At 57.7% G+C, this 25,490-nt stretch carries 23 protein-coding genes and 2 pseudogenes; 11 read left to right on the forward strand and 14 right to left on the reverse strand.

Features of this window, described 5'->3' with window-relative positions; translation table 11 throughout:
• Positions 1 to 242: 242 nt before the first annotated feature.
• Positions 243 to 890: a hypothetical protein gene (locus BMW35_RS14955; protein ID WP_245708200.1), complete on the forward strand. Its 648-nt coding sequence runs from the start codon at positions 243 to 245 to the stop codon at positions 888 to 890.
• A gap of 207 nt (positions 891 to 1,097) precedes the next feature.
• Here BMW35_RS14955 and BMW35_RS16050 read toward each other — a convergent pair.
• A pseudogene (locus BMW35_RS16050) lies at positions 1,098 to 1,476 on the reverse strand (hypothetical protein).
• Between the two features lie 389 nt (positions 1,477 to 1,865).
• Between BMW35_RS16050 and BMW35_RS14965 the strand changes: the two are divergent.
• The 4 genes from BMW35_RS14965 (at position 1,866) to BMW35_RS14980 (ending at position 4,888) form a co-directional block, all read left to right on the forward strand.
• Positions 1,866 to 3,032 (forward strand): MFS transporter, encoded by a 1,167-nt coding sequence (locus tag BMW35_RS14965; protein ID WP_089670482.1) that lies wholly within the window; start codon positions 1,866 to 1,868, stop codon positions 3,030 to 3,032.
• Positions 3,033 to 3,592: 560 nt separating this feature from the next.
• A complete protein-coding gene (locus BMW35_RS16055) occupies positions 3,593 to 3,937 on the forward strand; it encodes a carboxypeptidase-like regulatory domain-containing protein (protein ID WP_089670483.1) in 345 nt (114 codons plus the stop codon).
• 4 nt (positions 3,938 to 3,941) lie between these two features.
• Positions 3,942 to 4,256 carry a hypothetical protein gene (locus tag BMW35_RS14975; RefSeq protein WP_089670484.1) on the forward strand — a complete coding sequence of 105 codons (315 nt, stop codon included), beginning with the start codon at positions 3,942 to 3,944 and terminating at the stop codon, positions 4,254 to 4,256.
• Positions 4,253 to 4,888, forward strand: coding sequence for a hypothetical protein (locus BMW35_RS14980; protein WP_089670485.1), 636 nt, complete (start codon positions 4,253 to 4,255; stop codon positions 4,886 to 4,888). Before BMW35_RS14975 ends, BMW35_RS14980 begins: the two co-directional genes overlap by 4 nt.
• Before the next feature lie 321 nt (positions 4,889 to 5,209).
• Here the strand turns inward: BMW35_RS14980 and BMW35_RS14985 are convergent, their stop codons facing one another.
• The 5 genes from BMW35_RS14985 to BMW35_RS14995 all read right to left on the reverse strand — a co-directional run bounded on the left by BMW35_RS14985 (position 5,210) and on the right by BMW35_RS14995 (position 11,930).
• Entirely contained in the window at positions 5,210 to 7,552 is a 2,343-nt protein-coding gene (locus tag BMW35_RS14985; RefSeq protein WP_177170877.1) for a PAS domain S-box protein, read from the reverse strand.
• A 1-nt stretch (position 7,553) separates the two neighbouring features.
• Entirely contained in the window at positions 7,554 to 7,901 is a 348-nt protein-coding gene (locus BMW35_RS15770) for an ATP-binding protein (protein WP_177170878.1), read from the reverse strand.
• Positions 7,902 to 7,986: 85 nt separating this feature from the next.
• Positions 7,987 to 8,382 carry a HalOD1 output domain-containing protein gene (locus BMW35_RS15410; protein ID WP_143052220.1) on the reverse strand — a complete coding sequence of 132 codons (396 nt, stop codon included), beginning with the start codon at positions 8,380 to 8,382 and terminating at the stop codon, positions 7,987 to 7,989.
• Positions 8,383 to 8,386: 4 nt separating this feature from the next.
• Positions 8,387 to 8,947, reverse strand: a complete 561-nt coding sequence (locus BMW35_RS14990; protein WP_245708202.1) for a HalX domain-containing protein — start codon at positions 8,945 to 8,947, stop codon at positions 8,387 to 8,389.
• A gap of 145 nt (positions 8,948 to 9,092) precedes the next feature.
• On the reverse strand, positions 9,093 to 11,930 hold the full coding sequence (locus tag BMW35_RS14995; RefSeq protein ID WP_177170879.1) for a GAF domain-containing protein: 2,838 nt from the start codon (positions 11,928 to 11,930) through the stop codon (positions 9,093 to 9,095).
• Positions 11,931 to 12,200: 270 nt separating this feature from the next.
• Between BMW35_RS14995 and BMW35_RS15000 the strand changes: the two genes are divergently transcribed.
• Positions 12,201 to 12,836, forward strand: a complete 636-nt coding sequence (locus tag BMW35_RS15000) for a TVP38/TMEM64 family protein (protein WP_245708203.1) — start codon at positions 12,201 to 12,203, stop codon at positions 12,834 to 12,836.
• 189 nt (positions 12,837 to 13,025) lie between these two features.
• Here BMW35_RS15000 and BMW35_RS15005 read toward each other — a convergent pair whose 3' ends face one another.
• The 4 genes and pseudogenes from BMW35_RS15005 to BMW35_RS15960 form a co-directional block, all read right to left on the reverse strand.
• Positions 13,026 to 15,215 (reverse strand): PAS domain-containing protein, encoded by a 2,190-nt coding sequence (locus BMW35_RS15005; RefSeq protein WP_143052221.1) that lies wholly within the window; start codon positions 15,213 to 15,215, stop codon positions 13,026 to 13,028.
• Positions 15,199 to 16,341, reverse strand: coding sequence for a sensor histidine kinase (locus BMW35_RS15010; protein WP_177170880.1), 1,143 nt, complete (start codon positions 16,339 to 16,341; stop codon positions 15,199 to 15,201). The genes BMW35_RS15005 and BMW35_RS15010 overlap by 17 nt, the downstream gene beginning before the upstream one ends.
• Positions 16,334 to 17,800: an ATPase domain-containing protein gene (locus BMW35_RS15015; protein WP_089670492.1), complete on the reverse strand. Its 1,467-nt coding sequence runs from the start codon at positions 17,798 to 17,800 to the stop codon at positions 16,334 to 16,336. Before BMW35_RS15015 ends, BMW35_RS15010 begins: the two co-directional genes overlap by 8 nt.
• Positions 17,801 to 18,135: 335 nt before the next feature.
• A pseudogene (locus BMW35_RS15960) lies at positions 18,136 to 18,352 on the reverse strand (RNA-guided endonuclease TnpB family protein); the annotation flags it as partial.
• Positions 18,353 to 18,755: 403 nt separating this feature from the next.
• Here BMW35_RS15960 and BMW35_RS15025 point away from each other — a divergent pair.
• The 4 genes from BMW35_RS15025 to BMW35_RS15040 all read left to right on the forward strand — a co-directional run bounded on the left by BMW35_RS15025 (position 18,756) and on the right by BMW35_RS15040 (position 22,153).
• Positions 18,756 to 20,204 (forward strand): cytochrome ubiquinol oxidase subunit I, encoded by a 1,449-nt coding sequence (locus BMW35_RS15025; RefSeq protein ID WP_089670493.1) that lies wholly within the window; start codon positions 18,756 to 18,758, stop codon positions 20,202 to 20,204.
• Positions 20,197 to 21,192, forward strand: a complete 996-nt coding sequence (locus tag BMW35_RS15030) for a cytochrome d ubiquinol oxidase subunit II (RefSeq protein WP_089670494.1) — start codon at positions 20,197 to 20,199, stop codon at positions 21,190 to 21,192. Before BMW35_RS15025 ends, BMW35_RS15030 begins: the two co-directional genes overlap by 8 nt.
• Positions 21,193 to 21,251: 59 nt before the next feature.
• Positions 21,252 to 21,572, forward strand: coding sequence for a DUF7471 family protein (locus BMW35_RS15035; RefSeq protein WP_089670495.1), 321 nt, complete (start codon positions 21,252 to 21,254; stop codon positions 21,570 to 21,572).
• A 68-nt stretch (positions 21,573 to 21,640) separates the two neighbouring features.
• Positions 21,641 to 22,153 carry a winged helix-turn-helix transcriptional regulator gene (locus BMW35_RS15040; protein WP_089670496.1) on the forward strand — a complete coding sequence of 171 codons (513 nt, stop codon included), beginning with the start codon at positions 21,641 to 21,643 and terminating at the stop codon, positions 22,151 to 22,153.
• A 20-nt stretch (positions 22,154 to 22,173) separates the two neighbouring features.
• On the opposite strand, the gene BMW35_RS15775 is transcribed toward BMW35_RS15040, so the two are convergent.
• The 3 genes from BMW35_RS15775 to fni all read right to left on the reverse strand — a co-directional run bounded on the left by BMW35_RS15775 (position 22,174) and on the right by fni (position 23,947).
• A complete protein-coding gene (locus tag BMW35_RS15775; RefSeq protein WP_177170881.1) occupies positions 22,174 to 22,323 on the reverse strand; it encodes a hypothetical protein in 150 nt (49 codons plus the stop codon).
• 64 nt (positions 22,324 to 22,387) lie between these two features.
• Positions 22,388 to 22,555, reverse strand: a complete 168-nt coding sequence (locus tag BMW35_RS15780; protein WP_177170882.1) for a hypothetical protein — start codon at positions 22,553 to 22,555, stop codon at positions 22,388 to 22,390.
• A 309-nt stretch (positions 22,556 to 22,864) separates the two neighbouring features.
• Complete coding sequence (fni, locus tag BMW35_RS15045) at positions 22,865 to 23,947, reverse strand: type 2 isopentenyl-diphosphate Delta-isomerase (RefSeq protein WP_089670497.1); 1,083 nt, start codon at positions 23,945 to 23,947, stop codon at positions 22,865 to 22,867.
• Between the two features lie 232 nt (positions 23,948 to 24,179).
• Here fni and BMW35_RS16060 point away from each other — a divergent pair, with 232 nt between their 5' ends.
• Complete coding sequence (locus BMW35_RS16060) at positions 24,180 to 24,971, forward strand: outer membrane protein assembly factor BamB family protein (RefSeq protein ID WP_394327265.1); 792 nt, start codon at positions 24,180 to 24,182, stop codon at positions 24,969 to 24,971.
• A 67-nt stretch (positions 24,972 to 25,038) separates the two neighbouring features.
• On the opposite strand, the gene BMW35_RS15055 is transcribed toward BMW35_RS16060, so the two are convergent.
• Complete coding sequence (locus BMW35_RS15055) at positions 25,039 to 25,362, reverse strand: DUF6788 family protein (protein ID WP_089670499.1); 324 nt, start codon at positions 25,360 to 25,362, stop codon at positions 25,039 to 25,041.
• Between the last annotated feature and the right edge of the window lie 128 nt (positions 25,363 to 25,490).

The raw sequence follows: 25,490 nt of genomic DNA on the forward strand, positions 1-25,490 counted from the left end.
CTTCGAGTGGAGCGTCTGAGACGAACTCAGAAACAACAACTACCACTTCTGAGGGTTCGCAGACTGAGACTACACGAACGTCTGAGTGGACACTGGTTGGAGCTGGTGATACCGCTGAGCGGACTATCGGGACTGAATCACTCGAAGAGCGTGGCCTCAGAACCCCTCACCACGTCACGTTCGGGAACCCAACGGAAGAGCCACATCAAGGAAATATTACGGTTTCGAAGGCTGGCGAGACCGTGTTTGAGGAATCCGTGGAGCTCGAAGCGAACGCGAGCATCGTTGCGTCACTCACTGACCTCGACACGTATACCGCTCGTGTGGCGGTTCCCGAATTGAATGCGGCTGAAGAGATTACGATAGCTCCAAGCCAATTCTCCTGTAATGTGACTAGGACGACGGTCAGCATTCAGGACGACGACACACTCGACTCGATGGGTATCTCGACGCGTATGGCGTGTCCCGGTGTTGTCACCGAAACCGCTTCCGCTGATGGACTAGCGTCGCACACGGTTGGTGACAATCCCATTCCCGCAGATACAGGAAACTTTAGCCACTCGCTCAGACTTCGAAACCCGTCGGACAAGACGTGGACGACCCGAATTCTCGTGGAGGAAGAATCGGTAGCACAGTTTGATGGAATCTACACGGTCGAACCTGAAGGGACAGTACTAATCACCCTCAGTGAAAGTGGAACATACTCCTTATCGATGAGTGTACTCGAAACAGAGGCGATGGAAACTGAACAAGTTCTGCCCGAGAACTTCGACTGTAACGAATCCTCGACGCGGGCAGAGATTAACGCTGCGGGAGAACTCACGGCGAACACTGTTTCGACGCTTATGGCTTGTGACATCGAGACAAATTCGACGAACGAATCCTCTTAGTGAACCGCCTCGGGGTCAAGCCCCGAAGCACTCGGCCTGCTCCGCGCCCAACCGTAGCTGCTATTTTCCAACATAGAGTTATATTCGCATCTGTACTGAGCGGGCGTTTCACTCCTACCACTGAATAAAGAAACCGTATGGCAACTACTGCTATACGTAGTCACTGAACCGGTCTGGGGCGCCAGTGTACTCGGCCCAGCAGCGCTTTTAGCAGGGCTTCCCACGTTGGTTGGGGATCCCCTCATCAAGATCAGCTTGCTCGCCGCAGAGATCACACTCGGCGCTATGGCCGTGCATCCACCGGTCCGTCGACAGACCTTGCGTTTCGATATAGAGCTCATGAAGCACTCCTGGTATTAGCCCCACCAGTATCTTCTCTCGGTCTGCCTCGTTTTTCCACTCGGGTGTATATAGGTCAACACCCAGTCCTGGCCTTCCTCACCGTCGCCGGCTGGCCCAGCGAGATAGTCTGTGCTAACTCGTCAGGGATGTAGTGCCATTCATTGTCCGCGAATCACAGATAATGGCCGTCTGGCCGTGAGTTATCGGGGTCGACGTCGCCGAAAAACCGGTTCGGGTTCGTGATTGGCTCCGGGAACCAGACAATCGCGTCGGCGCGCCGTTCATCAAGAAGGCTCGGCTCCTTCGACACATCGACGACGGATTCGAGGCCGAGGTCAGCGACGTCGAAGTCCACGAATCGCGTGCGGAGTCCAGAGACAGTGAGTGATTCCAGGCGTCGGTGCCGGTCGCTTTCACCGATGAAAATTATAGGTAACAGCCGGTGTCAGACTATGCTATGATTTCTTACCATTCCCCTAGCGTTCATCCTATACATAACGGTCGAAGTTGGCAGGGTCGGCTTCCCTCACCATCGAATAATCTGTGAGGACTCTCTTTTCTCTGAGTCAGTGGAACCACTACCCAATAGCGGATGACTTACACAGGACAGTTTCCGAGATATGAGTAGAACAAATGAAATGGATACGGACACTTTGGAACACACCGGCAGTAGCAGTGATCTTTGCAAGCACGCTCGTCGCTGTCATGGGCGTCTCACTCATCAGCCCTGCACTCCCAGCGGTGCAGGATGCGTGGAATATCTCTGAGTCCCAGGCCAGTCTCTTGCTATCCGCGTTCACGCTTCCCGGGATATTTCTCACACTTCCCATCGGACTGCTGGCCGACCGAATCGGTCGGAAACCGGTTTTAATCCCGGCACTCAGCGTCTTCGGACTCAGTGGGGGCGCCATTATCGTCGTTTCCGATTTTACGCTGATTCTCGTTCTTCGAGCGATCCAGGGTGCGGCGAGTAGTGCGGTCGTGATGCTCACGGTCACACTTCTTGGCGATCTCTTCACCGGTGAACAGCGACGCGTGTTGATCGGAACTAATGCGGCGATTCTCGCGGTTGGTGCCGCCGGCTATCCGCTGCTCGGTGGAGCACTTGCAACACTCGCTTGGTGGGCTCCATTCGTATGCTTCCTCCTCGCCCTGCTGGTTGCGATCCCCGGGATAACTCTGCTGGAAGAGCCAAATCGGGACGGAATCAATTCGAATTCAAGCATTCGCGAGTTCCTTACTGGACCAACTTCGATGACTCCCTTCGTTGTTCTTTATCTCGCGATCTTCGGGATATTCGTCATCCTCTACGGCGCACAGCTCACTGCTGTTCCGTTCCTGCTCGCCAACGAATATCAGCTCTCATCGGCAGGTATCGGCCTTCTCGTGGGATTGCCTGCGGTTACGATGGGAATGACCGCATTGCAGGGTGATCGAGTGCTTCAAGTATTCACGAGTTTCCAATCAATCGCACTCGGGTTCGTGAGTTACGGGATCGGACTCGCCGTTGTAGCCATTACAGACTCTATCTATGTGGTTGCTGGAGCACTCCTCCTGTTCGGTCTCGGCCAGGGGCTCGCAGAGCCGATTACGGATACGGCACTTAACGAGCGTGCACCGGACGAATTTCGGGGGAGTATCATGAGTATTCGGACGAGTGTTCTTAGACTCGGTACGACCATCGGCCCGCCGCTCAGTGTTGGGGCTGCATCGGTGATCGGCTATCGACGGACGCTGTTGATTTCGGGCTCTGGTGCCCTCATCATCGGTGCAAGTTGGTTTATGACAAGACGTTTCTGACATCCTCCCACGGTCACAGATCGTGCCCACGGTGGAGTGGTTCCCAACTCGATGCACCGCGCGGTTGGGTTGTGGGCCGTGCCAGTACGGCCCCCGACCGAGATAGCGAGCTTCATCTACCGCCCCGCTGGCGTGCATATCCTTACCTCGGACTCGGTATCACACCCAGACCTGTCGACAGAACCAGCATAGATGTTTCGGCCAGTATCGGATTCACCCCACGACTCAAGTCGTGGGCTTTCTCCTCGAACCACTGTAATGAGACGGTATCGGGAGTTCCACCCAGTCGTTCGACGGTACCCCATCGAATCGTCCGCTGCGGATACCGTCAGAAAACAACCAAGATACGCCCGAATCCAGCAAGGATAGGGATAACGGGGGCGTGGCACGCCCTGTATCACGACGAGATACAAACCCAAGGTTCCCAACGCAACAAGGGCTACCCTTGTGGAAAGCCGCGCCGTTTACCGCGGGGAGGATGTCACCCGCTTCGGACTTCATCGTCGTCTACGGCCGCCGGCGTTGGCAACATCTTTGATAGCACGGCGACAGTATGAGGCATGGAATTTGGGATTTCCCGTCGGCGCGTCCTCAAGTCGGCGGGAGCTGGTGGGCTGGCCTGTCTGGCTGGCTGCGGGTCGCCAGGGCCAGAGGGGGAAGAGAACACGTTCGTTCGTGGGAGGGTCACCGATCTGAGTGGGAACCCGATTGAGGATGCACGAGTGGAGGTGGTGAGGATGCCGGACCACACTGGCGAGGAGCGACGAAGCGACGGGAACGGAAAGTTCGAACTGCCAGTTGAGCGGTCTGCGTGGCTCCGGACATCCCACTCTGAGTATCTCACTCGCGTACGGGCAATCGCCTCCAGGGGCCGAAGCAGTCATCCGCCTCACGCAAGACACTGAATCGGTGGTGACTCTCGGGTTCGGGGGGGACGTCATCCCGATCGACCGACCGGGCCCATACACGACACTGTACGAGAACATCAACGTCCTCCGGGAGTTCATTCCCGTCTTCGAGTCGTACTCACCAGAGAATGTCACTATCTTCGAGAATCAAGGCATCACCGAATACACGACACGTCTGTTCAATCAACGGTTTGTAAAGCCACACGTCGTTGTTATCGCAAATATTCGGCAGAACCACCAAGATACGCTCGGGAAGACTCGTCGAGAATCGCTCGTGCGTTCGCTCGGACGATTCCACGCGGAACACATGTTGTGAGTGGAGAGTTCCATCCAGTTCTCCACGAGTACTTAGCCGAGGAAATTGAGCAGGCTGGCGGGACACTGACGCAAGTCACGATTCCGGAAGATCAGCGCGGCCGGCTTGGGGCCGAAACGGTGTATGCGGTAAACGACGTTCTTCGGTATCTGAATATGGATCCCGTCCCTGAGGAGCAGCTCAACGAGTACCTGAACGCAATTCAACCTCGCTGGAGTCGTGTGTCCGGTGGGCAGGTGTTCAACGGCGCGGAAATCAATGATATCGAGAGTACGGAAGCAATTCGGCGTGCGTTAGCCGGTGATAGGTACATTTTGCCGTTCGTGTATCTTCGAGCCGACCGGCGAAGCCGCACTGCGTCGTTCGCATCGTACCTCAACACGCTCGCGGACCGGGACCTAATCACCGAAGCACGTGCCGGTGGTGCGTTCACCGACGTGTTCGCCTCTTGGGTTGATGTGCCCGTGACTACACACGACCGCAGCGAAGATGCGGGGGCGGTCCTCGACGAGATGCTTGCGGGGGAGTACCCGGTGATGCTGATGGGGAACACTGTCGACGAATTCATGCGTGATATGAACGAAGAGATCGTTGACCGGGCCCAACAGATGGCAATCGGTGAAGCAGACTAACTGACTGTCTTCCCGTAGTCCCACTGTGCCACGAGATGGGACTCCACCCGGTACTTGAGTCGGGTTCTTGGAAGAGCGTACGGTGAGCGTCAAGCATCAGCCAGATATTCAGACGGTAGGAGATGGGGCGCGTAGGGTCGAAGATATCTGAGCGATCTCGTTTAGCAACACGGTGAGCCAGGTGTGAATGGCCTGTTTCAGAGTACGTCGGTGAAGACGATGAGGGTACTGATGATTTGTGGCATCTCCAGATAGAACCGGTTCTGGTCACATCTACCTTACCAGTGAACCTAGTAGACGTGGTCTGTGTTGAACTGAATGTCAATCAATGAGTGGCACACTAATCGTAACGATGCTCCCCTGTGGGTCGGCGTCCCTGATGTCGATGGTTCCGCCGAGTTCAGTCACGACCCAGTTGACAAGCCACAACCCAAGCCCGTTCCCGTGAAGCAACGGCGTCTCTTCGCCCTCGCGTAAGACTGCTCGTTCCTGTTCGGGGATTCCTGGTCCGTTATCTCGAATCGTCACCGTTCCCCGCGGAGTGGCTTCACGACCCGTCGTTGCCACGGTCACCGCCACCGCGGCGTCCTCTGCATCGTTGTGCTTGAATCCGTTCGTAGTAAGTTCTCGAATCGCTCTCTCCAGGTCCCCTTCGACTTTGAGGGAGGTGTCTGGGATTGTCGTCGTAATAACACTATCCGGTGCGGTGGCGTCGGCCACCGCGTCCTGAACGACCGCATCGAGGGTGCGCATTGTTCGCTCCCCAGAGTCCTCAGTGAACGTCCTCTCGATACGCCGTGCCTGCCGGCTTATCTGGAGGAGGTCGTCGACTGCCTGAGAGATCTGTTCGAGTGCGGACCGCGGTCCACTCGTTCCCGAGTCTGCGAGCAGGTCAGCGTACCCCTCGATGACATTCAGTCGATTCCGCACGTTGTGCCGGAGGACACGGTACAATACTTGGAGTTGTTGCTGGCGTCGGCGTTTGTCCGTAATCTCGGCGTTGATCGCGACCAGGTAATCGATGCTGTCGGTTCCCATTTTGACGGGGGCAATCGTCTGATCGACGTGCTGGCGTCGCCCGCTCTTGTGGCGGTTGATAATTTCGCTCCGCCACGTTTCCCCAGACAGCACCGTCTGCCAGAGGTCGCGGTAGAACTCCTGGTCGTGTGCTCCCGATTCCAGAATCCGTTGATTCCGGCCGAGCACTGCCTCTCTACTGTACCCCGTCATCTCGACGAACGCTGAGTTGACGTACTGGATCGTTCCGTCGGGGTCAGTGATATAAATCGCTTGACCGGCGTGTTCGACCGCGTGCTGGAATATCTGGGCGTCTTCTCTCGCTCGAATGTCCGCGATTGCGCGGCCGATTGTCTTCCCGAGATTGGCGAGGACGTCTCGTTCGTCACCGACGAACGCATCCTTGCGGTGAGTGTACAGGTTCAGGATGCTGAACACCTCGTCGTCGTAGTGAATCGGTATCGCAGCAGTCGATTTGACGCCAAACCTCGACAGGGATTCCCGCCATGGCTCCATCTCTGGGGCCGTGGAGACGTTCTGGACCGTGCAGACCGACGTGGTTTCGAGTGCCCGCCCAGAAGGCCCACGGCCTGTCGGTGTATCGTCGGTTGTTATCCCGGCATCGTCGAGGTAGTCTGCTGCATCGTCGCTCATGGCCCGTGGGACAATGGTGTCGTCGTCTGATCGTTCACCGATCCAGGCGAACTGGTACGCACCTGACTCCGATAGGTTCCGGCAGACAGCCGTTTCGAGGTCGTCTCTGTTCGCTGCCTGCACGACTGCTCTCGTCGTCTCGTGGAGCGTTCGATTGATGCGGTTCAATTGTGCGGGGCGGTCCCGTTGACTCTCGATTCGACGAGCCCGCTCGGGGTGCTCCGTCACGTCACAGATGCTGAACACGACTCTCGAACCCGCTTGGCAATCTAAGGGGCTCGCTGAGGCCTCCACTTCGATTTCAGAGCCGTAGCCAGTCTTACAGACGAGCTCCACCGTCTGGCTCTTTCCCTCATCGATCACACGGTCGATGAAACACTCGTAGGCGTCCGCGTTCGTGGGATAGAGATCTTCCGCGGGAGACAGTGCTACGAGTTCTGACTCTGCGTACCCGAGGACGTCCGTTGCACGGGAGTTACAGTTGAGGACACTATCTTCCTCGGCGTCGATGACGAGTATCGCGTCGTTGACCGCTTCGAAGACCGCGCTGTAGCGTGCCTCGGTACGCTCTAACGTGGTCGACCGATTCTCCGAGAGGCGTCGTCGCTCCATGAGATTCTCGAGGCGGTGTTCGAGCGTCGGTGGATCGACGGGGGCGGAGACTGTGTCATCAATAATCTCCCACACACTGTCGGTGAACGAGGGGTCATCCGTGGTGTAAACGAGGAGAATGGGGTAGAACTGTGAGTCCGCCTGATCTTTCCGGGACTGGAGCCAATCCTGATAACGTGCTACAGACGGCTCGTCGACGACGACCAAGTCGGTTTCCGGAGGGGAAGCGGACGGCGAGAGTTCACGCGACGTAAACTCAGGTTGCTTCCGGAACCACGTCGCAAGCTGGCGGCAGTTTTCGTCGTTTTCGACCAAGAGCCCGACGAGGTCCGTATCACTGGCTGAGTTCGAGCCCACCGTGTGGATCTGGTCGTTGTCCATCTTATGGGCGGTCGGTCGTTGCCGGTGACTCGGAAGCGGTCTGCTTGAGGCTGACGTTCCACACCTCGAAACGCCCACCATCCGTCTCACTCTTCGTCATGGTAATGTTCTGAACATATGAGCTCGCGATGTACTCGACAATCGGCAACCAGAGACCAGTTCCATCTACGTGCGTACTATACCCTGACTCAAAGATGTCGGCGCGCGCTAAATAGGGGGTTCCTGCTTCATCGGCCGCGACGTAGAACTCGTCAGGGAGAATATCCGGTGTCACCCTCACTGGTGGGTTGTTATGCTCCCTGGCGTTCTGGTCAGGGTTCGTGAACAGCTCATTGAGTGTCCTCCGCATCGTCCGAATCGAGCAGAGAGCTTCGACTGTATCGATATTCGAGTAGCTTGCTCTTCGGCGGCGGTCGGTAAGCCGGTGGTGTCGTTCATGTACTCGCTGGAGTGTCTGGCTGGGTCTGAATCCATATCTCGCCGTCCCCGTGGACCGTTAAGAGGCAGCCACTGTACGGAAACGTGACACAGCCCGACTCTCGGTCGAGGCCAGTTGATTCAACAGGGCCGAAAATCTGGTCCAATGCGTCGGAATCCACACGGTCGAAAAGTGGGGGTAGCTCGCTGATGTCAGCCTCTAGTATAGCCGCGACTGTAGTCACGAGCGTCGTACTGAGCGGCTCGTCTGCTTGCCAATCGTGGACTACAAGATAGGTCCCAGTCGTCGGGTTGGATTGGAGCGTAACGGTCCTTGAGCCGACCGATATCGTTGTTTCTGTCTCTAACAACCCGAACTCTTCATTACTGTCGGCTAGTGTGTTCTTGCCCATGTGGTTAATCACCTCGCTGCCGGTTCCCAAGGCAGCGAAGGATTCCGCGGAAGTCCTCATAATCGAAGCCCTCGTTCGTCTCTGCCAATGCCGCCTTGAGGTCAGAGATCTCAGATTCGAGTCGCGCGTATTCTTCGCTCTCTGAGCGTTCGACTTCGCTGAGCTCTGACTGTAGGATCGACCGCTTCCTGACGAGTGCATACAGGTCCTGGACCCGTTCCTCGTAGTCTCTCTGCTTCTCGAGTCGCTGAACTGCGTCAAGGAGACTGTCTTTGTCGATTGGCTTGAGAAAGTAGTCGTCGAAGGGCATGTCGACGATGTCGACGTCAGGATTGACTGCGGTTACCATCACCCGGCGACATTGCGGGTAATCCTGGGCAATCCAGTCCAAGACTTCGTCACCGGATTCTTCCGGGAGTCGTCGGTCGAGGAGCGCGACGTCGACATCCTCGTCGAACTTTTCGTATGCTTCCGCTGCCGTGTATGCGGTTCGGACGTCGTACGCTTCAGAAAGCCAGACCGTGTACAAGTCGGCAAGCCCTTCATCATCCTCGAGAACGAGCACTACTGTTTGCTTCGGGGGATCCGAAGGTGGGGACATGATAGGTATGCTCTCTCACTCAATACACCGACATAATATATTGGCTGATATATCCTTGGAGCGTTCTGGAAAGGGCTGATATATCCAGATTTTTAAGTAGTATTTTATTTTACTCTGGATACTCCGTTGACCCCGGCCGGTGACGCCCCCCAATAAGTGCACCTAGGAGCTTTCGTTCTGCCGAACGAAGATGCGTGTTGAACGAGGACGAGGAGATTCCCATCTGTTCCGCCAGTTCCTGCCCGCTGAGCTCTTTTGGCGACTCGAAGTAGCCGCCGTGATACGCGAGCTCGACCACCTCCCGTTGACGGTCAGTTAACCGCAGCAGTGCCCGTTCGGCGAATTGGTTTCCACTCCAGAAGTCATCCGTCAGCTTTTCGGAGCCGAGCAGTGTTGCATTCGGGTACTCAGTAGAGACAATTTCGACCGCCCGATGCACCGGAATCGTCGGCGGGGTCACGACCCGAACGCGAACGCTGGACTGGTCGTCACCGATGATATTTTCGAGACGAATTCCATACTTCGCGAGGGTACTGGCGATAAACGTGTCCGAGATCGTAATCTGGAACAGGACATCATCCTCAGACTCCCTGACCTTCGTGACTGACGAGATGACTAAGGCTTGCTGCGTCTCCTCGAGGAAGGCCTTCGTCGAACACCCAAGTACTCGAACGAAGACCGTCGCTTCGTCACCGTCCTTCCCACGAAGCCCCTCGAATATGATTGTGCAGCCGCTATCTCGCGCGATGCGCAGGAGAGGGCACGCTTCGGATTCGATACTGAACCGCAAAGCGGTTCCCTGCTGGGACAGGAGGGCGTTCGTTCGTTCACTCTCCTTTATAGCGTACCCCATGAACCCACCCCAGTCCTCGAGGGCCTCCTGTAATCGGTGCGAGAACCCATCACGCGTCTCAGCATAAAGCGTCAGCACACCGTAGAAGACACCCTGAAACACGATCGGAACCGAAATTACCGACAAGAAGTTCCGGCGGGTCGCTTCACGCCGCCAGGGTTCCTGCTGGATGTCTCTCGCAGTATTATCGACCATAACCGACTCGTTGGTCTTAGCGGCCCGAACAGCCGGCTCCGACGACCCGTCGTCCAGTGATAGCGAACAAGCATCGAGATACCCCTCGTTCCGACCGGACCAGGCCCGTGGCTGGAGTTCGTCACGCTCGGGTGACAACTCCGCGATCCAGCCGAACGCGAACGGGCCCTGGCTGCAGAGTGCATCACAAACCCTTTGTTCGAGTTCCGCTCGCGTCTCGGATTCCGTTGCACTCTGAGTGAGGTTCCGAATCTGCGAGTTGAGGTCCTCGACACGCTGAAGCGTCTCCGTTTGTGCTTCTAACTCCATCTCACGGCGACGGAGCTGTTGCTCGCGATTTACTCGTGTAAACACGGACTCGGCATTCCGCGAGAGCAGTTCGAGCAGACGACGGTCCTCCTGGTCGAACGTGTCTACGGTCGTTGCACCACAGATGATGACCCCGAACTCACCGATCGGGACGGCGAGCTGACTACGAATCGGTGTGTCAGGGTTGTAGACCGCTTCGTGGGCCCGGACATCGCCGACGCAGACCGTCTCGTTGCCGAGGAACGCCTCGCCGGCCACACTCTTCGTGAGCGGGTATGACGGCAGGTCGCCAACGACGTCTGGGACATCGTCGGAATACGCGATTGGCGACAGCAAACCTGCGTCGGTGTCGACAAGGTTGACGGAGACGAGTTCTAGTCCGAGACTGTCGATAGCTGTATCGACGATCGCCTGGGCGACCTCTGCTTCAGTCTCCGAGTGGACGAGTTCCCCGGCACTCTCGTGGAGTTCCTCCAGCGCCGTCTCGTACCAGACGTAGTTCGAGATGTTCTTGAACGACGCGTGAACGCGCTTCTCGCCGTCTTCGTCGATAACCGCGAGGCTGACTTCGACAGGAACGTGGGTGCCCTCGGCGTCGACAAGGTACATCTGGTCTCCGTTCGGAAGGTATCTCCTCGTCCCGCCTTCCGAGACGTGACTCCGGATACTCTCTTTGTACCGGTCTTCTTGTCCATTCGGGGCGAAAGCGAGTACGGAATCGCCGACCAGTTCATCCCGTGCTCGTCCAGTCAGGGCCTCTGCGCTCTCGTTCAATTCTTCAATCCCCCCCTTCTCGTTAGTGACAAAAATCGGGACCGGGGCGTTTTCGATGAGCGACTCGTACCGATTCCGGGCCATCTGCAGTTCTTGTTCGCGCGCTCGCTGGGCTGTCACGTCCTGTGAAACTGTCATCCCGGCGACGATGGCTCCATCGTCGTTCCTGATGGGGAGCACCTGCACATTGAAGAATCGGTCCTCGAGCGAAAGCGTGGTGGAGCCAACTTCGCCGCTGAGTGCCCCACGAAAGAGGGGGCGAAGCTCGTCTGCATTCTCCGTTGGGAATACATCCCGGAGCCGCTCTCCCCGGACGCAGTCGGGCGAAAGGTCGATGTCGTCGAAGACTGGGCCACCGACGATGCGGAACCGAAGGTCGGCGTCAAAGAGCGTAATCAGCCCGTTCGGAAAATGGTCTACGAGAGCCTGGTACGGGTTAATGTCGTGCTCGAAGAATCTATCATCAGAAGAGGAGCGCTGTTCCGTGAGGCGTCCGATGATGGCCGTGCGATCGGCGCCATCGATGATATCAGCCCACAAAATTGTGCAGTCTCGATTCTCGGCAGTCCGAACCGTCGTCTCCCACTCTCCGGATTCTTGGGTCTCCGTGACCCGCTGATCGAACATCTGGCGGGCGTCCGTCCGCCTGTCTGCTGGGACGAGTGTTTCAAAGAGATTCGCGCCGCGAAGACTATCATACCCGAGTTCGTCGCAGACCGCCTCGTCGCAGAATTTGATTTCCCCCTCTTTGGTCGCAATCAGCGTTCCAGTTGCCCGTTGATCAGACGTAGGTTTAGAGGTACGTTGCCCACGCATTATCCGCTGCATAGCATAGCGGATACTTGAAGTATCGGGTGAGTGAGAGTCTCCATAACGCTCAGAACGTGCCAGGGAATCCGTGTGAACTATCGCTCACCCCAATTGGGATGCAGTTCCAACATCCGTTAGTATCCGATGACGAGACAATTGAACGGGGACGTCTCACAAGATAACAGCACAGTATAGAGTATATGTGGCTTCAGACCGAGATTCGCCTTAGGATTCATGGATATTTTTGATTCCTCCAGAAGTCGACGACGGTTCATAGTGGCAAGCGTTGGGGTGGTAGTCGTTTTTGCTGGCCTGTACCTACTCGTGCGGCAACACCTGCCGTTCCTTACCAACGGTGACGAACTCCGAGCGTTTGTCGCTGGCTACGGTGTCCTCGCCCCGCTCGTATTTATCGGCCTTCAGGCCGCACAAGTACTTATCGCGCCAGTCCCAGGGCAGATAACGGCATTCGTGAGTGGCTATCTCTTCGGAGGCGTCCTCGGGACGATTTATAGTTTGATTGGCGTTACAATCGGGAGCGCGATCGCATTCTGGTTGTCCCGTCGGTACGGACGCCCCTTCGTCGAGAGCGTAATCCAAGACGACATAATGAAACGCTTCGATGCGTTCGTCGATAAGGCTGGACTCCCGAGCCTGTTCGCGTTGTTTCTCGTCCCTGGACTACCCGACGACATCCTTTGCTTTGTGAGTGGATTGACCGATATCCCGCTCTGGAAACTCATTACGGTGATGTTCCTTGGCCGAGCGCCCGCTTATGTGCTGGTCAATGTCTCGGGGGCAAGCCTCGCTGATAACAACCTCTCACTGACTGTAGCGCTCCTTATCGTGGTGCTTGGATTCTCTGCGTGGGGGGTCCTTCGACGCGATGAAATCATGGACGCCCTTTCGTAACTGAGACCAGCTCGTTATGTCTTCTTCATATCGTATACGTCTCGGTCCGAGTTGCGGTCAATCATCGATTTGTTCCGCATTCCCCGGTCCCCCATCTTGACTCAGCGAGAGAATCCCCGCCGTTCACGGCGCGAAGAGGTTACACTAGACATTTTCGGCTACTACACTGTTCGAGGCAGACAAACACGGTTAACGCTGTAATTCTATGCCGACGGTGTTCCCGGCTTGGGGGTTCCCTGAAACTAGGATGGTGCCATTCGACCGAGCAATGATCAGTTTGACAAGCCACAACCCGAGTCCACTCCCGTGGGATAGCGGTGTTTGGGCTGATTCACCCGTCAATAATTGCTGTTCCATCTCAGGAATCTCTGGGCCGTCGTCGCTGATTTCGATTCGGACTGTCCCATCTACCTGGGTTGCCGTGACTGTGACATCAGGTGTTGCGGAATCATTGTGGATGATGGCATTCGTGACGAGTTCTCCGATTGCCTGGTTTAACCGTACTGTCGCTTGAGCCGTGACTGCGTCTGGGCAGTCAAGAGTGATTACTGCATCCGGGTACTCCGATGTTAGCTCTGAAACAACTTGCTGCAGGCACTCGCAGATATCGAGCTCTTCATGCGATGGCTCCTCGCGCAACAAGGTCGTTATCTGTCGTTCCTTCTCGGTCAGCTCGAGGAGCTCATCGCTCGTGTCTATAATCTCGCCCGCAAACGTCATAATCTCGCCCTCAGCTTTCGACTGGATCGTCTCAGCGAGCCCTCGGACGAGGTTCATATCATTCCGGAGGTTATGACGCAACACTCGGTCTAGCACGGCTAACTGCTCTTGGCGTTGCTTCCGTTCGGTTACGTCCTGCTGGAAGCCAATCCAGTTCACAACGTCTCCATTACTGTCCTTCACGGGCGCAATATCGAGGCGGTTCCAGAACTCCGACCCGTCTTTCCGGTAGTTCCGAAGCTCGGCTGAGACCGGTCTCTGAGAATCAATCGCCTCACGGATGTCGGCAACGCGACCCGGGTCTGTGTCCTCACCCTGAAGAAATCGACAGTTCTCGTCCAAAACCTCCTCGCGTTGGTACCCCGTCATTTCCACAAACGCATTATTCACATATATGAGTGGATTGTCCGGCCGATTGGGGTCAGCAATACCGATGCCAACCGGGGCTTCATCGATTGCCTCTGTCCGTCGTGTAAGTGTCTCTTCCCGCTCTTTACGTTCCGTGATGTCGTCTTGGACTGCCACGAACGCGTGGATATCGTCACCGTCGGTGACCGGCGCAATCGTCTGGATCGCCGTGTACGTCTCGCCATTCTTCCGTCGGTTAACGATCTCCTCTTCCCACACATCGCCGGCCTGAATAGTACTCCAGAGGTCGTCGAAATATCCCGCCGGCATTTCCCCCGAGTTCAACACGTGTGGTGTTTCACCCTCGACGTCCGCGGGAGTGAACCCGGTCAGCTCCTCGAACGCGGGGTTGGCGTACTCGATTGTCCCGTCTGTATCAGTGATGAAAATCGAGTGACCCGCGGATTCGACCGCTTGCTTGATCCGCTGGAGGTCGTGTTCCCGCTCTTTGCGCTCGGTGATATCCTGAATCGTCCCGCGAACGCGAGCCAGGTCCCCGTCGCGGAACTGTGGTTCGCCCCGGGTACGAACCCACCGCTGATTGTCATCCGCATCAATAAGCCGGACTTCGACGTCATACTGTTCACCCTCCTCGACGGCCGCTTCGAAGGCGTCCTCGATGACTGGTCGGTCTTCAGGGTGGTACTGCTGGAGGCTCAGATCCGGAGACACGTCCGTGTCTTCCGAGAGTCCGTGAATCCGATACACCTCTTCGGTCCACCATAACTTGTCAGCGCGAGCGTCGTATTCCCACGCTCCAACGTCAGCGATGTCCTGGGCTTTCTGAAACAGGTCGACTTGCCGTTCAAGTTCCTGTTCACGTTCCCGTAACGTGAGTGAGTTCTCTCGGAGCCGAAGTAACGCTGACAGCCGCCAGTGGAGTTCGGCCTGCTGCATCGGCAAGGTGACAACCTCGTCGATTGTATCCACCACCACGTTGTCCGCCAACTGGCCAGCGTCTGTATCAATGATCTCTTGTTCGGACTTGGGAACCAACAGGAGATACGGTAGCAAGACGGGGGCTGCTGCTGATTTCTTTGTTTGGAGCGCGTCGAGGTGCTCCTCGAAGGCTCCGCGGTCGATGATGCAGATATCGAAGTCGGTCTCGTGAATGCTGTCGGCTAACTCGACGACCTCGTACGTGGGATGGCCGTCGAGCCACTCTTCGAGCAACTGGCGGTTGCCCGAGTCCGCGACGAGCGGTAGCACGCGGCTGTGAGCGTCGGGTGCTCTGTCAGGTGTCGTTGTCACTGGTATTCGCCTCGGTTACTGCTTCGTTCTGGAGTTCGACGCCGATCCTTGTGCCGCCCAGGTCGGCATCCGTAATCTGGACTGTTCCGCCGTACTGCGTGACGAGTGTATCAACGAGATACAGGCCGAGTCCCGCAGCGGGATGGTCAAGCCCCTGCTCGGTTCGGCCCAAAACAGCGTCTCGCTGGGCCTGTGGGATCCCCGGGCCGTTGTCTGTGACCGTAGTTACGACCGTGTCGGCGTGTTCGCTGACAGTGACCTCTACCCGCGGGGTGTCACTGCGGTTGTGCTGTACAGCGTTGTTTAGGAGATTCCTGTATACCGACGCCAAGAGGTCGTCTGCACGGACGTGCACGTCTGGAATGTCTCCCTGAACTGAGAAGTCGGCGTCCTCGAACGTTGAGCGTCGCTTCGTGAGTTCCTCGGACACCACACGGTTGAGATCGACCGGTTGCAGATCCGGGTCACCGGCTGATTGGAGCGTGTCGACGAATTCCCGGACCGCTTTCGTTAGATCAACGACATGCTGGCTGCTGTCCAGGATTCGCTTGCGGATCTCCTCACCCGCGTCGTCTGTGTGGTCTGCGAGTTGCTCAGTCCAGCCGCTGATGACGTTCATGTCGTTTCGAATATCGTGACGCGTGATACGGTTCAACAGCAGTAGCTGGGCTGTCTTTTGCTCCAGTGCGATTGATTGGGCTCGAACACGCGTGAGTGTATCAAGCCGCCGCCGCAACTCGCTCGTATCGATCGGTGTCAGTAGCAGTTCATCAACGAGCTGCCAGGCACTCGAGTCCGCCTCGCCATCAGGGGACGTCTCCGGTGAATCACTGGCACCGCGAGGACTCACGAGGAGAACCGGGAGAAACGCGTCGGCAGCCGCCGTTCTGCTCCGGAGCTCGGTGGCGTACTTGTGGAGGGAGTGCTCGTCGATAATACAGACGTCAAAGGTATCGGCTGCGGGGTCAGCGTCGGCATCCGGGACGACTTCGTACCGGTCCTGTTGGTGTATCCAGTCAGTCAGGACGCGCTGATTGCCGGAGTGCGAGAGGAGTGACAAGATGCGGGCTGGTGATCCCGGGGACCCCCAGCGGTCAGTACTGCCACCGGTTGATGCGTCACTCATCATGGCCGTTCCACGTCGGTGTTCCAGTGAGGATGCCCCGGAGCTCTGGTAACGATTCGCCGACGCGGAGCCCGTGTTCGGTGATCTCTAGTTCCCGGAGTTGGTTCTCGTAGTTACTGGTCCGCATCTTGAGCACGCCGATGACCTTCCGCAGCGAGCCCTTGTATTCGACGTGTCGCAGGACGATGATGCTGTCGGCAAGAAAGCTCATTCGCTGGTCGGTCGCACGGAACTCGCCAGTTATCTGATGCACCTCGTTCGTGATGAGGCCGGTCACCCCCATGTTACGGAGATACCGACCGATTTTGACGAGATCACGCATTGGGTCTGCGCTGACACCACGCAGCGACTGTTCGAAGCCGCTGGTGCCGTCGATCATCACAATCTCCGCGCCGTTATCCTCAACTTCTGCTCGAATGCGATGGGTGAATTCGTCGACAGAGAGTTCCTCCGGCCCGATTATTTCCACGGTGAGCGTTCCCTGGTCGATCATGTCGGTGATGGGAATGTTGACGGCTTCCGCACGCTCGAAGAGGGTGTGTCGGTCCTCCTCGAAGCTGTACAGAACGGAGCGTTGGCCTCGCCCCGCGGCCTCTTTCATGAACTGGAGACCGGTCGTGGTTTTCCCGACACCGGTCGGCCCGCTCAGGAACGTGATTGTCCCCGTAGTAATTCCACCGGACAGCAGCGAGTCTAATTCGGGAACCCCTGCGGAGAGTTTCGTCGAGGTGTGCTCCCGTTCGTGGCGGTTTGGGTCGAGTTGCGGCCACACCTGCAGTCCCTCGTCGCTGATCTGGAGCGTGTGATGACCAGACCGAACCGATGACCCGCGGAACTTGGAGACGCGTACGGTTCGGCGGTCTTCATTTTCGTCGATGTTGACGACAGCATCGACAAGAAATTGCAGGTCATCGTCCGGCATCGAATCAGCGGCCTGTGACGTAAGTAGGACGGTTGAGCCGGTGTTTTTGAGGAGTTTGACGAGGCTTAGAATTTGGGAGCGGAACTGGTGTTGATCGGGCGTCAGGTACCGGAATTCAGTGACCGGGTCGATGACCACGCGGTCCGGATTGATCTCCTGAATCTCCGTGCGGATGTTTTCGACAAGCGACGGCGTCTCGACCTCACTGGATTCGAAGAGAGTGTACGTCTCCTCACCCTGAAACTGGTCGCCAGAGGCAGAGAGATTGAGGAAATCGAGGCGATCGATATCGAGGCCGAAACCGCGGGCCGTCTCCTCGATGTAGTGTTCGGGTTCGCCGAGGTTGATGTACAGACCCGTCTCGCCGGCATCGAGCCCCGCCGCGAGAAAGTGCAACGAGAAAATCGACTTACCGGAACCAGGCGGCCCGCGGACGAGCGTGGCAGTCTCAGAGAGATACCCACCGTTGAGGATACTGTCGAAGCCAGGAACGCCAGTCGAAATCCTCGACTGCTGGTTGTTCGGTCCTGAATCCATATACCTAGTAATCCCACCCAGACTACTTACCCAGTTAGCCCGGTTCCACTATCTGGGAACAACTTCGGTTGACGGATCCTGGCGGGGGTGGACCGGCCGGGATTCAGTGCAATCGGCTCGTTAATACGGATTTATGACGAATACACCCGTTATCTTGTGGTGAGGGAGTGTTTCGACAGTTCTCACAGCCTCGAAGAGAGCGGAGTGGCCCCTCCGAACCAATGTCTGTGGAGACTGCGCTTCCTCTGGCACCAATTCGGTATCTACAAAGTGCGTCGTGGAAAAAGGGACCCCTCCCTCAACGCGCGAACGGCGCCAGCCGTGAGCGAGTTTGAAACGTAGTTGCATAGTGGCTTTCGTCTAATATGGCAGGTCGTAGGGCGTCACCAGGTCGCTAGTTGCGCTCATCGTGTCGCACCCGGCGTCGAATGCTTCGTGTAGCCCCGCACGGTAGGTTTCAAGCAGGTCACACAGCGTCCGCTCTTTATGTGCTGTCGGTGGGGGAAGTGGGGCTTCAAGCGTCCTCTTTGACCCGCTCGTGCAAGTCGCCACTGTGCCCCATATTCATCCCTGTTGGCAGAAATATTCACACTCTTCAGTCACAATAAATGATTACGGGGAAACAAGCAGAAAGCCTCCCCCCTCAGGGCGGGGAGGATGGAAAAACATGGCTGCCGGGGGACTGGCCACTTCCCCGACTCGTGCGAAGACTCCCCACCCAGCTGTACGCCGACTTCTGTATTCTTCCTCACACTGAAACCGAATTACCGTCACGCCAACCATCTTAAACCAGTCGTGTTCTTGGTCCGATTAGATAGTCTGGCCGCGATATGGAAAGATATCTTTGGGCAGTGGGCAGCCAGATTAGAGACCTACAAATAAACGTTGTCTGGTGCAGTACTCGAATGCAAGAATCGTAACCTCACTCATAACTCAATAGGTCGTAATGACATATATGAGCCCGACTCCAGTGCTGACAACCCTCGGCCCCGGGGTAATGCCGTTCCTCTCTGCGGAACTCGCTAGTCGCATGCAGTTCGGGTGGACCATCTCCGTTCACATTATCTTCGCGTCCCTCTCTATCGGCCTCGCACCGTTCATCGTCTACTTCACCTGGAAAGATGTCCGGACGAACGACGACCGGTACGCGCGACTGCGCTCGTTCTGGGTGAAAGTGTTTGCCGCCGGCTTCGTGATGGGGACAGTCACTGGAATTCCGATGAGCTTCCAGTTCGGTACGAACTTCCCGCAGTTCTCCGAAGTGGCCGGTGAACTGATCGGCGGCCCGCTGACATTCGAGGCGAAGATGGCGTTCTTCCTCGAGGCCGTGTTCCTCGGCGTGCTTCTGTACGGCCGTGAGCGCGTCCGAGACCGAACGTACGTCCTCTCGTCGGTACTCGTCGGCGTCGGAGCCTGGCTATCCGGATTCTGGATTCTGGTCGTCAACGCCTGGATGCAGACGCCACGGGGCTACGAGATGATCACCCGAAACGGGATGGAGGTCGCGAAACTGACCGACCCGCTCGCCGCGTTCCTCACCCCGCGAATGACCTGGATGTACGTCCACATGATGAATGCGTCAGTAATCTCAGTCGCACTGCTGGTCGCGGGCGTCTCCGCGTACGTCATCTGGAAGAAGCCCGACACCAACGCTTGGAACACCGCACTCAAGCTTGCTGTCGTGCTTCTAGTCGTTTCCGCACCGTTCCAAGCAATTCACGGCGACGCCTACGGCCGGCACGTCGAGGACACCCAGCCACAGAAGTTCGCCGCGATGGAGGCACACTACGAGACCGGTCAGGCTGATCTGCACCTACTCGCGTTCCCGAAGTCTGCCTCGGCACTCACTGACCCGCGTGCTGAGAATCTCGTCACCGTGAGTCTCCCCGCAGTCGGGTCATTCCTCGCCAGTGGCGGGGACTTCGATGCCGAGGTCATCGGATTGAACGAGTACGAAGAGAACCCACCCGTCGCGCTCGTGTTCTGGTCGTTCCGTTTCATGGTCGGGCTTGGGTTCCTGTTCATCGGGCTGGCGCTCTGGGGCGGCTACCTCACGTACCGAGGACGGTTGTCCGACAGCACACGCTACCTGAAGGCGATGATCGCGGCGTCGCCACTCGGCTACGCCGCACTTCTCACCGGCTGGTATGTCACCGAAATCGGTCGGCAACCGTGGGTTATCCAGGGTGAACTCAAGACTAGCGAGGCGGTCTCACCGACACTCACCGGGACAGAAGCAACACTAACGCTGGTTGGATTTGTCGTCGTTTACGTGGGGTTGATTCTGACAGCTCTGTACATCCTGAAGTGGCTGGTCCGCGAGGAACTCCAGGCGCTCGGCGTCCGGGAGTCTAGCGACGGCCGCTGGCACGGCCCGGTTCCGGGGGTGAGCGACGATGACTGAGTCGTTGTTGCCCGTCGACGCCTACCTCGTTGAGTCGCTGCCGGAGATCTGGTTCGGCGCCGTGCTGTTCGCACTCGGGATGTACGTCGTCCTCGACGGCTTCGACTTCGGTATCGGGATGCTGTACGCGACCCGGACGGACGAGCACGAGCGAGAGACGTTCCTCGCGGGGTTTGGCCCAGTCTGGGACGCCAACGAGGTGTGGCTGGTCGCCTTCGGGACGATGCTGCTGGCGGCGTTCCCGCGAGTGTACTCTCGGCTACTCGCGGACAACTATCTGCTCACAATTGGGTTCGTCCTCGCACTGCTGTTCCGCGGGCTCGGTCCGGAACTGCGCGAGCAGCGCGACGACGAACAGTGGCAGCGGTACGCCGACTACGCCTTCGTCGGCGGCAGTGTGTTCGCCCCACTGCTGTTCGGGATGCTCGCCGGGCGCTGGCTGTTCGACGGGGCGACGCTGCCCATGGTGTTGACTGGCGTCGGCCTGGTTGCCGTCTCGGTCGTCACGGGTGCGGCGTTCCTCGCGGCTAAAACCGAGCCCGGCCTGGCAGCGGAGTTGCGTACGTACGGCATCGGCGCGACAGTGGCGTATCTCGGTGGGGTGGTTGTGCTGCTGGGAACGGTCGTCCTGACCGACGCAGGCGGCGTCGCCGACACGATTCTCTCGGGCCCCGTAGCAGCAGTGGTCGCTCTCTCAGTCGCCGCCGGAGTAGGCGGGAGTCTGCTTGCCAGGCGCGGCCAGTACCGGGCCTGGCTGGTAAGCGCGCTGGCGCTCCCCACGCTGTTGACTGTCCTGATAGCACTTCTGCTGTATCCGGCTATCTACCCGCCGACCGGCCTGCTGGTTAGGGAAGCGGTCGTGTCACCGCTGGCGCTGAACCTCGTGACAGTCCTCGGTTTCCCGGTGCTGGTGGTGGTGCTGTGGTACTTCAAGTTCCTCTACGGCGTGTTCAGCGGTCCAATCGAGAGAGAAGGCTACGGGGGATGAGGCCACCGACCGCGGTCGTAACACACTCTCCGCCCGGGTGTGTAGGAGCGACGTAGACAATGTTGCAGTCGGTCAGCGACTGGCTGAGTGGCGGTGAGGCGGCCGTCCTGCTCGCCGTGCTCGGGCTGGCGACGCTCGGAACAGCAGTGCTGTTCCTGACAGGGTTGGCCGGGTATCGGCGACGACAGTCGAAGGTGTACCTGTTGGTCGTGAGTGCACTTGGGCTGCTCCTCGCCCGGTCCATCATGGGGTTCGGGACCGTCCTGGACCTCGTCCCAATGCCCGTCCACCACCTCGTCGAGCACGGATCGGACTTCGGAGTCGCGACGCTGATACTGTACGCGCTCTATAACGGTGACTCTTCATCGTCAGTGGAGTGAGCTGTAGATTCTCACTGCCCGAGAACCGAACGTGCGCATTTGTGCCAGACGAGACTAGCACGCGATACATGATGGACGTGCGACGGGCAGTCGACGAGCACGTCGAGTCGAACCCGGGCGTCCACTTCAACGAGCTCGCGCGGAACCTCGACATCGCGACGGGGCAGGCCCAGTACCATCTCCGGAACCTCCGAAAAGCTGGCAGTCTCGACGTTGAGGAGGTCCGCGGACGCACGCATTACTTCCCACCGGGATACGACCCATGGGAGCAACGAACCATTGCGTTGCTCCGCCGTGAGACAGTCCGTAGTATCATTGTCGCGGCCCTCGAGGAGCCGGAGCCGTCCGCGGCGGACTTGGCAGCAGACCTGGACGTCGCGCGCAGCACGATCTCCTGGCACGTCTCGACGCTTATCGAAGCCGATGTCGCTGAGAAGACCTACGACCAGAAAGGACGGAGCCACATCACGCTGACGCGACCAGCGGAGACCCGCCAGCTGCTAGGCGAGGTGACGCCGTCGCTCCCGGACCGGCTGGTCGACCGCTTCACGCGGCTCGTTGACGACACGCTCGTGGACTGAGACGACAGCCGGCGGCCGTCTCACTCCAGAAGAGCGCCGCGGTACTCGCTGGCCAGTTCGCGGTCGAACGCCGACAGCTCGACGATGTCAGACTCGTCGAGTTCGTCGGACGCGTCGACGTAGGCGACGGCGTCTTCTTGGTCCGCGAACGGTGCGGGGTTCACTCGCATTGGGTCCTCGAACCGCTCCGAGTCTGCCTCAAGGGCGTATTACGGCGTCACCCCGTCGATGAGGTCACTTTTGCTCGATTGGCGGGCCGATTTGGTCCGCTGTTCTGGTCCTAAGCTCACTCTCCACCTCCTCCCAGAGATGGCTCCCCACGAGTTCCATCTGCAGATTCTTTAACTCACTACCGGAGAGCGTTGAAAGATCCTCAACCCCCGCGAAGTACTTCTCTTCCAAATCCTCTACATATTGGTAAGTTTTCTTACCCGCTAAATAACGGGGTATTTATCGGCGTTTTGTGAGCATCCCGACCCGGGGGTTCCCCCCACTCATACGAAATAGTCCTTTTCAAGACATACTCAGTCTTTGGGTGGTCTTCGTAGCTACTCAAAAACACTACCGCACTACGCAGTCAGAATGAGGTGTCGTAGGACCGGTGTATCACTCGTCTCAGGGCCATACGTACATGCTGGGTAGTTCTCAGAATAAAACGCCACATACCTCAACGCTTCCATAGTATCTTCGTGCAAGCTATGAAATACGGTACTACTGGCTGCTAATCCGCTGTTCCATGTACTCGCGGGTTTCTGCCTGCAACACGTAATCAACCTGTTGAAGCTCATCAATCGAACCCGAACCGGTGACGAACATTGCGGTCTGCAACTCGGCAATCAGGTCCTCGACTCGTTCGATGACCGCGTCTGGCCCGTCTGTGGCTGGTTTCAGGAACGGTTTCGCCAACCCGCCGGCGTGGGCACCAAGAGCGATTGCTTTTGCTACGTCCAATCCTGTTCGTACACCACCACTTGCAATTACGCAGTCGTGTTCAGCAACACACTCGATCGTGCTTGCAGCGGTCGGGATGCCCCATTCCCGGAACAGGGTGCCGATGCGTTTCTGTCGCGGCGCGTTCGCGGCCGCTGCTCGATAGGCTTCGATTCCAGACCAGGTCGTCCCGCCTTTCCCAGCGACGTCGATCACGTCAACGCCTGCTGCAGTCAGTTGCCGGGCAGTTTTCCTGGAGATCCCGTTACCCGTTTCTTTAACGATAATCGGCACCGACAGTGCGTCAGAAACTCGTTCGATTGCAGCTAGACAGTTCCGGCCATCAACGTCGCCTTCGGGTTGTGTGGCTTCTTGGAGGAAGTTTAGATGGACCGCCAGCGCGTCGGCGTCGACCATCTTGACTGCCCGCTCGACCATTTCGAGGTCGTACTCTCGGAGCTGTGCAGCGCCAAGGTTCCCGTAGATGAACGCGTCGGGCGCAGCATCGCGGACGACAGTGTACGATTCGAGGACGCCTTCGTCGTCAAGTTCGAGGCCTGCTCGCTGACTACCGAGACCCATGGCGATACCGGTCTCGCTGGCGGCTTGGGCTAGCGCCCGATTAATCTCCGTAGTGTTGTGGTGCCCACCGGTCATGCTCTCGATGACAATTGGGGCGGATAGGGTGTGGCTCAAGAAGTCGATGGAAGTGTCGATAGCGTCATAATCGAGTTCGGGAAGCGCGTTATGGATTAGTCGGACGTCATCGAAGCCCGTGCCTGTCGTTTCGACGTCACGCTCCTGAACAATTTGAAGGTGGTCATCTTTTCGGTCTTCTGTCTCCGAGGGGGCCTGTGCCGTCATGGCTTGCGTTTGTGAGACGGATTGCAAAACAGTACTGTTTAGAGCTGAAATAGCCAGCCAGTACAGAAGGTGTATTCTGCAGCCCGGCTCCCCTAGGCCAGCAGTTCTCAAGTGATAATTTGAGCCAGCCAAATTGTAGTTTGACTGGTCGCCCCACGTTGGTCTGATGCCCTCTAGACGCCGCTTCCTGACTACCATTGGTACTGACGGCTCTGTTGGTTTGGCTGGCTGTATGGGTGGCGTTCGTGAGTACTTCGAGGACGAGACCACTGTGGAGGGCGCTTGTGATGGTTCCCCTGGTGCGTGGCCAACCGCTGGTGGTGATTCCGGTCGCACCGGCCACACTGATACTGCTCCTCCGGCTACTGACGCCGACGCTGTCGATCTGCTTGCTGGCATCCACGAGGATGGACGACAGCAAGTTGCGGCCGCACTACCAGTCGTCGCAGACGGGACAGCATACGTGCCGGTGACGAGTGGGCTCATTGCGGTCAATCTTGAGCCCCTGAGGGATGGGGCGCACTGGACGTACGACCTCGACGAGCAGATCGAGGCGGTGCCACTGAGTACGTGTGGGGTTGTGCTCGTGCCCGGGCTGAATCGCCTAGCTGCGGTAGATCAGGGGACTGGTGAGCGGTATTGGCGTGTTAGTTCTGGGAGTCGAGAGGCGACGTCCGTTGCGTCGCGTGATGAGACGATCTTCCTCGCGGGGCCGTCTCTGCGTGCTATCGATGTGCGGACGGAAGATCGCTTGTGGAGCGTTGATGGTGGGGACCACTCGACAACAGGCGCGTCTACAGCACAGAGAACGTCAATGGGTGGGGTGGCATCTACGGCCACGATCTCGATGGTGAACAGCGGTGGCATCTCTCATCTGGGAAGATTGTCAGGTCGGCGTCCGTGCGGGATGGGACGGTCTGGGTTGCGGACAATCGGGGAACCTGGTGTCCGGTCTAAAAGCTCAGGAAACGCGGGTTATGAAACTGGTATGGTTAGTTTTACGCATAGGTCTGCCTCGAGTTGATACTCGATATACCCCTCTTCACAATCTCCTAAGCTTCCAACGTCAACGACAACCATCTCACTGAAACCTAGTCATCAGGATTGACCGGCCCCTTGTATTTGGAGGTAACTGTATCACCCTCCCGCCACTGCCAGTAGTAGTAGCGATTGTCGTTGATCTCCTTGATCGTGATCGTCGCTTTGGCAGGGACGTCGTCCGGAAGAACATCTGGACGCTGTTCGACCTCATCTTGATCTGCCGACTCCTCGAGACGGGCCTCTCGTTCCTTGTGCTCGGCGAGCGCTTCAGCGTACGAAGCAACGTCTCGGAGCCGTTCCGGATCCGATTCGTTGAGCGTGTTGACGATCTCCGTCGGGAGGGTCGCCGGTGGGGTCGGGGGTTCGTCGGACATCGGCTCCTCTCGTGTTAACCAACACGACCCGCGAATCCATAGTTTTGTTGGTTAAGTCGGTGGAAACGGTTGCCGCGCCTGCTGTCTGTAACACTACCCGAAACTTCTTTATATAGTAATTTCGTACT

Source organism: Halobacterium jilantaiense (assembly GCF_900110535.1).
GTDB lineage: Archaea > Halobacteriota > Halobacteria > Halobacteriales > Halobacteriaceae > Halobacterium > Halobacterium jilantaiense.

Excerpts from the sequence above, each read along its gene's own strand:
- BMW35_RS14965 (WP_089670482.1), top strand. The coding sequence starts at position 1,866 with ATGAAATGGATACGGACACTTTGGAACACACCGGCAGTAGCAGTGATC.
- BMW35_RS16055 (WP_089670483.1), top strand. The coding sequence starts at position 3,593 with ATGGAATTTGGGATTTCCCGTCGGCGCGTCCTCAAGTCGGCGGGAGCT.
- BMW35_RS14985 (WP_177170877.1), bottom strand. The coding sequence starts at position 7,552 with ATGGACAACGACCAGATCCACACGGTGGGCTCGAACTCAGCCAGTGAT.
- BMW35_RS15770 (WP_177170878.1), bottom strand. The coding sequence starts at position 7,901 with ATGCGGAGGACACTCAATGAGCTGTTCACGAACCCTGACCAGAACGCC.
- BMW35_RS15410 (WP_143052220.1), bottom strand. The coding sequence starts at position 8,382 with ATGGGCAAGAACACACTAGCCGACAGTAATGAAGAGTTCGGGTTGTTA.
- BMW35_RS14995 (WP_177170879.1), bottom strand. The coding sequence starts at position 11,930 with ATGCGTGGGCAACGTACCTCTAAACCTACGTCTGATCAACGGGCAACT.
- BMW35_RS15010 (WP_177170880.1), bottom strand. The coding sequence starts at position 16,341 with ATGAGTGACGCATCAACCGGTGGCAGTACTGACCGCTGGGGGTCCCCG.
- BMW35_RS15015 (WP_089670492.1), bottom strand. The coding sequence starts at position 17,800 with ATGGATTCAGGACCGAACAACCAGCAGTCGAGGATTTCGACTGGCGTT.
- BMW35_RS15025 (WP_089670493.1), top strand. The coding sequence starts at position 18,756 with ATGAGCCCGACTCCAGTGCTGACAACCCTCGGCCCCGGGGTAATGCCG.
- BMW35_RS15030 (WP_089670494.1), top strand. The coding sequence starts at position 20,197 with ATGACTGAGTCGTTGTTGCCCGTCGACGCCTACCTCGTTGAGTCGCTG.
- BMW35_RS15035 (WP_089670495.1), top strand. The coding sequence starts at position 21,252 with ATGTTGCAGTCGGTCAGCGACTGGCTGAGTGGCGGTGAGGCGGCCGTC.
- BMW35_RS15040 (WP_089670496.1), top strand. The coding sequence starts at position 21,641 with ATGATGGACGTGCGACGGGCAGTCGACGAGCACGTCGAGTCGAACCCG.
- BMW35_RS15775 (WP_177170881.1), bottom strand. The coding sequence starts at position 22,323 with ATGCGAGTGAACCCCGCACCGTTCGCGGACCAAGAAGACGCCGTCGCC.
- fni (WP_089670497.1), bottom strand. The coding sequence starts at position 23,947 with ATGACGGCACAGGCCCCCTCGGAGACAGAAGACCGAAAAGATGACCAC.
- BMW35_RS16060 (WP_394327265.1), top strand. The coding sequence starts at position 24,180 with ATGGGTGGCGTTCGTGAGTACTTCGAGGACGAGACCACTGTGGAGGGC.
- BMW35_RS15055 (WP_089670499.1), bottom strand. The coding sequence starts at position 25,362 with ATGTCCGACGAACCCCCGACCCCACCGGCGACCCTCCCGACGGAGATC.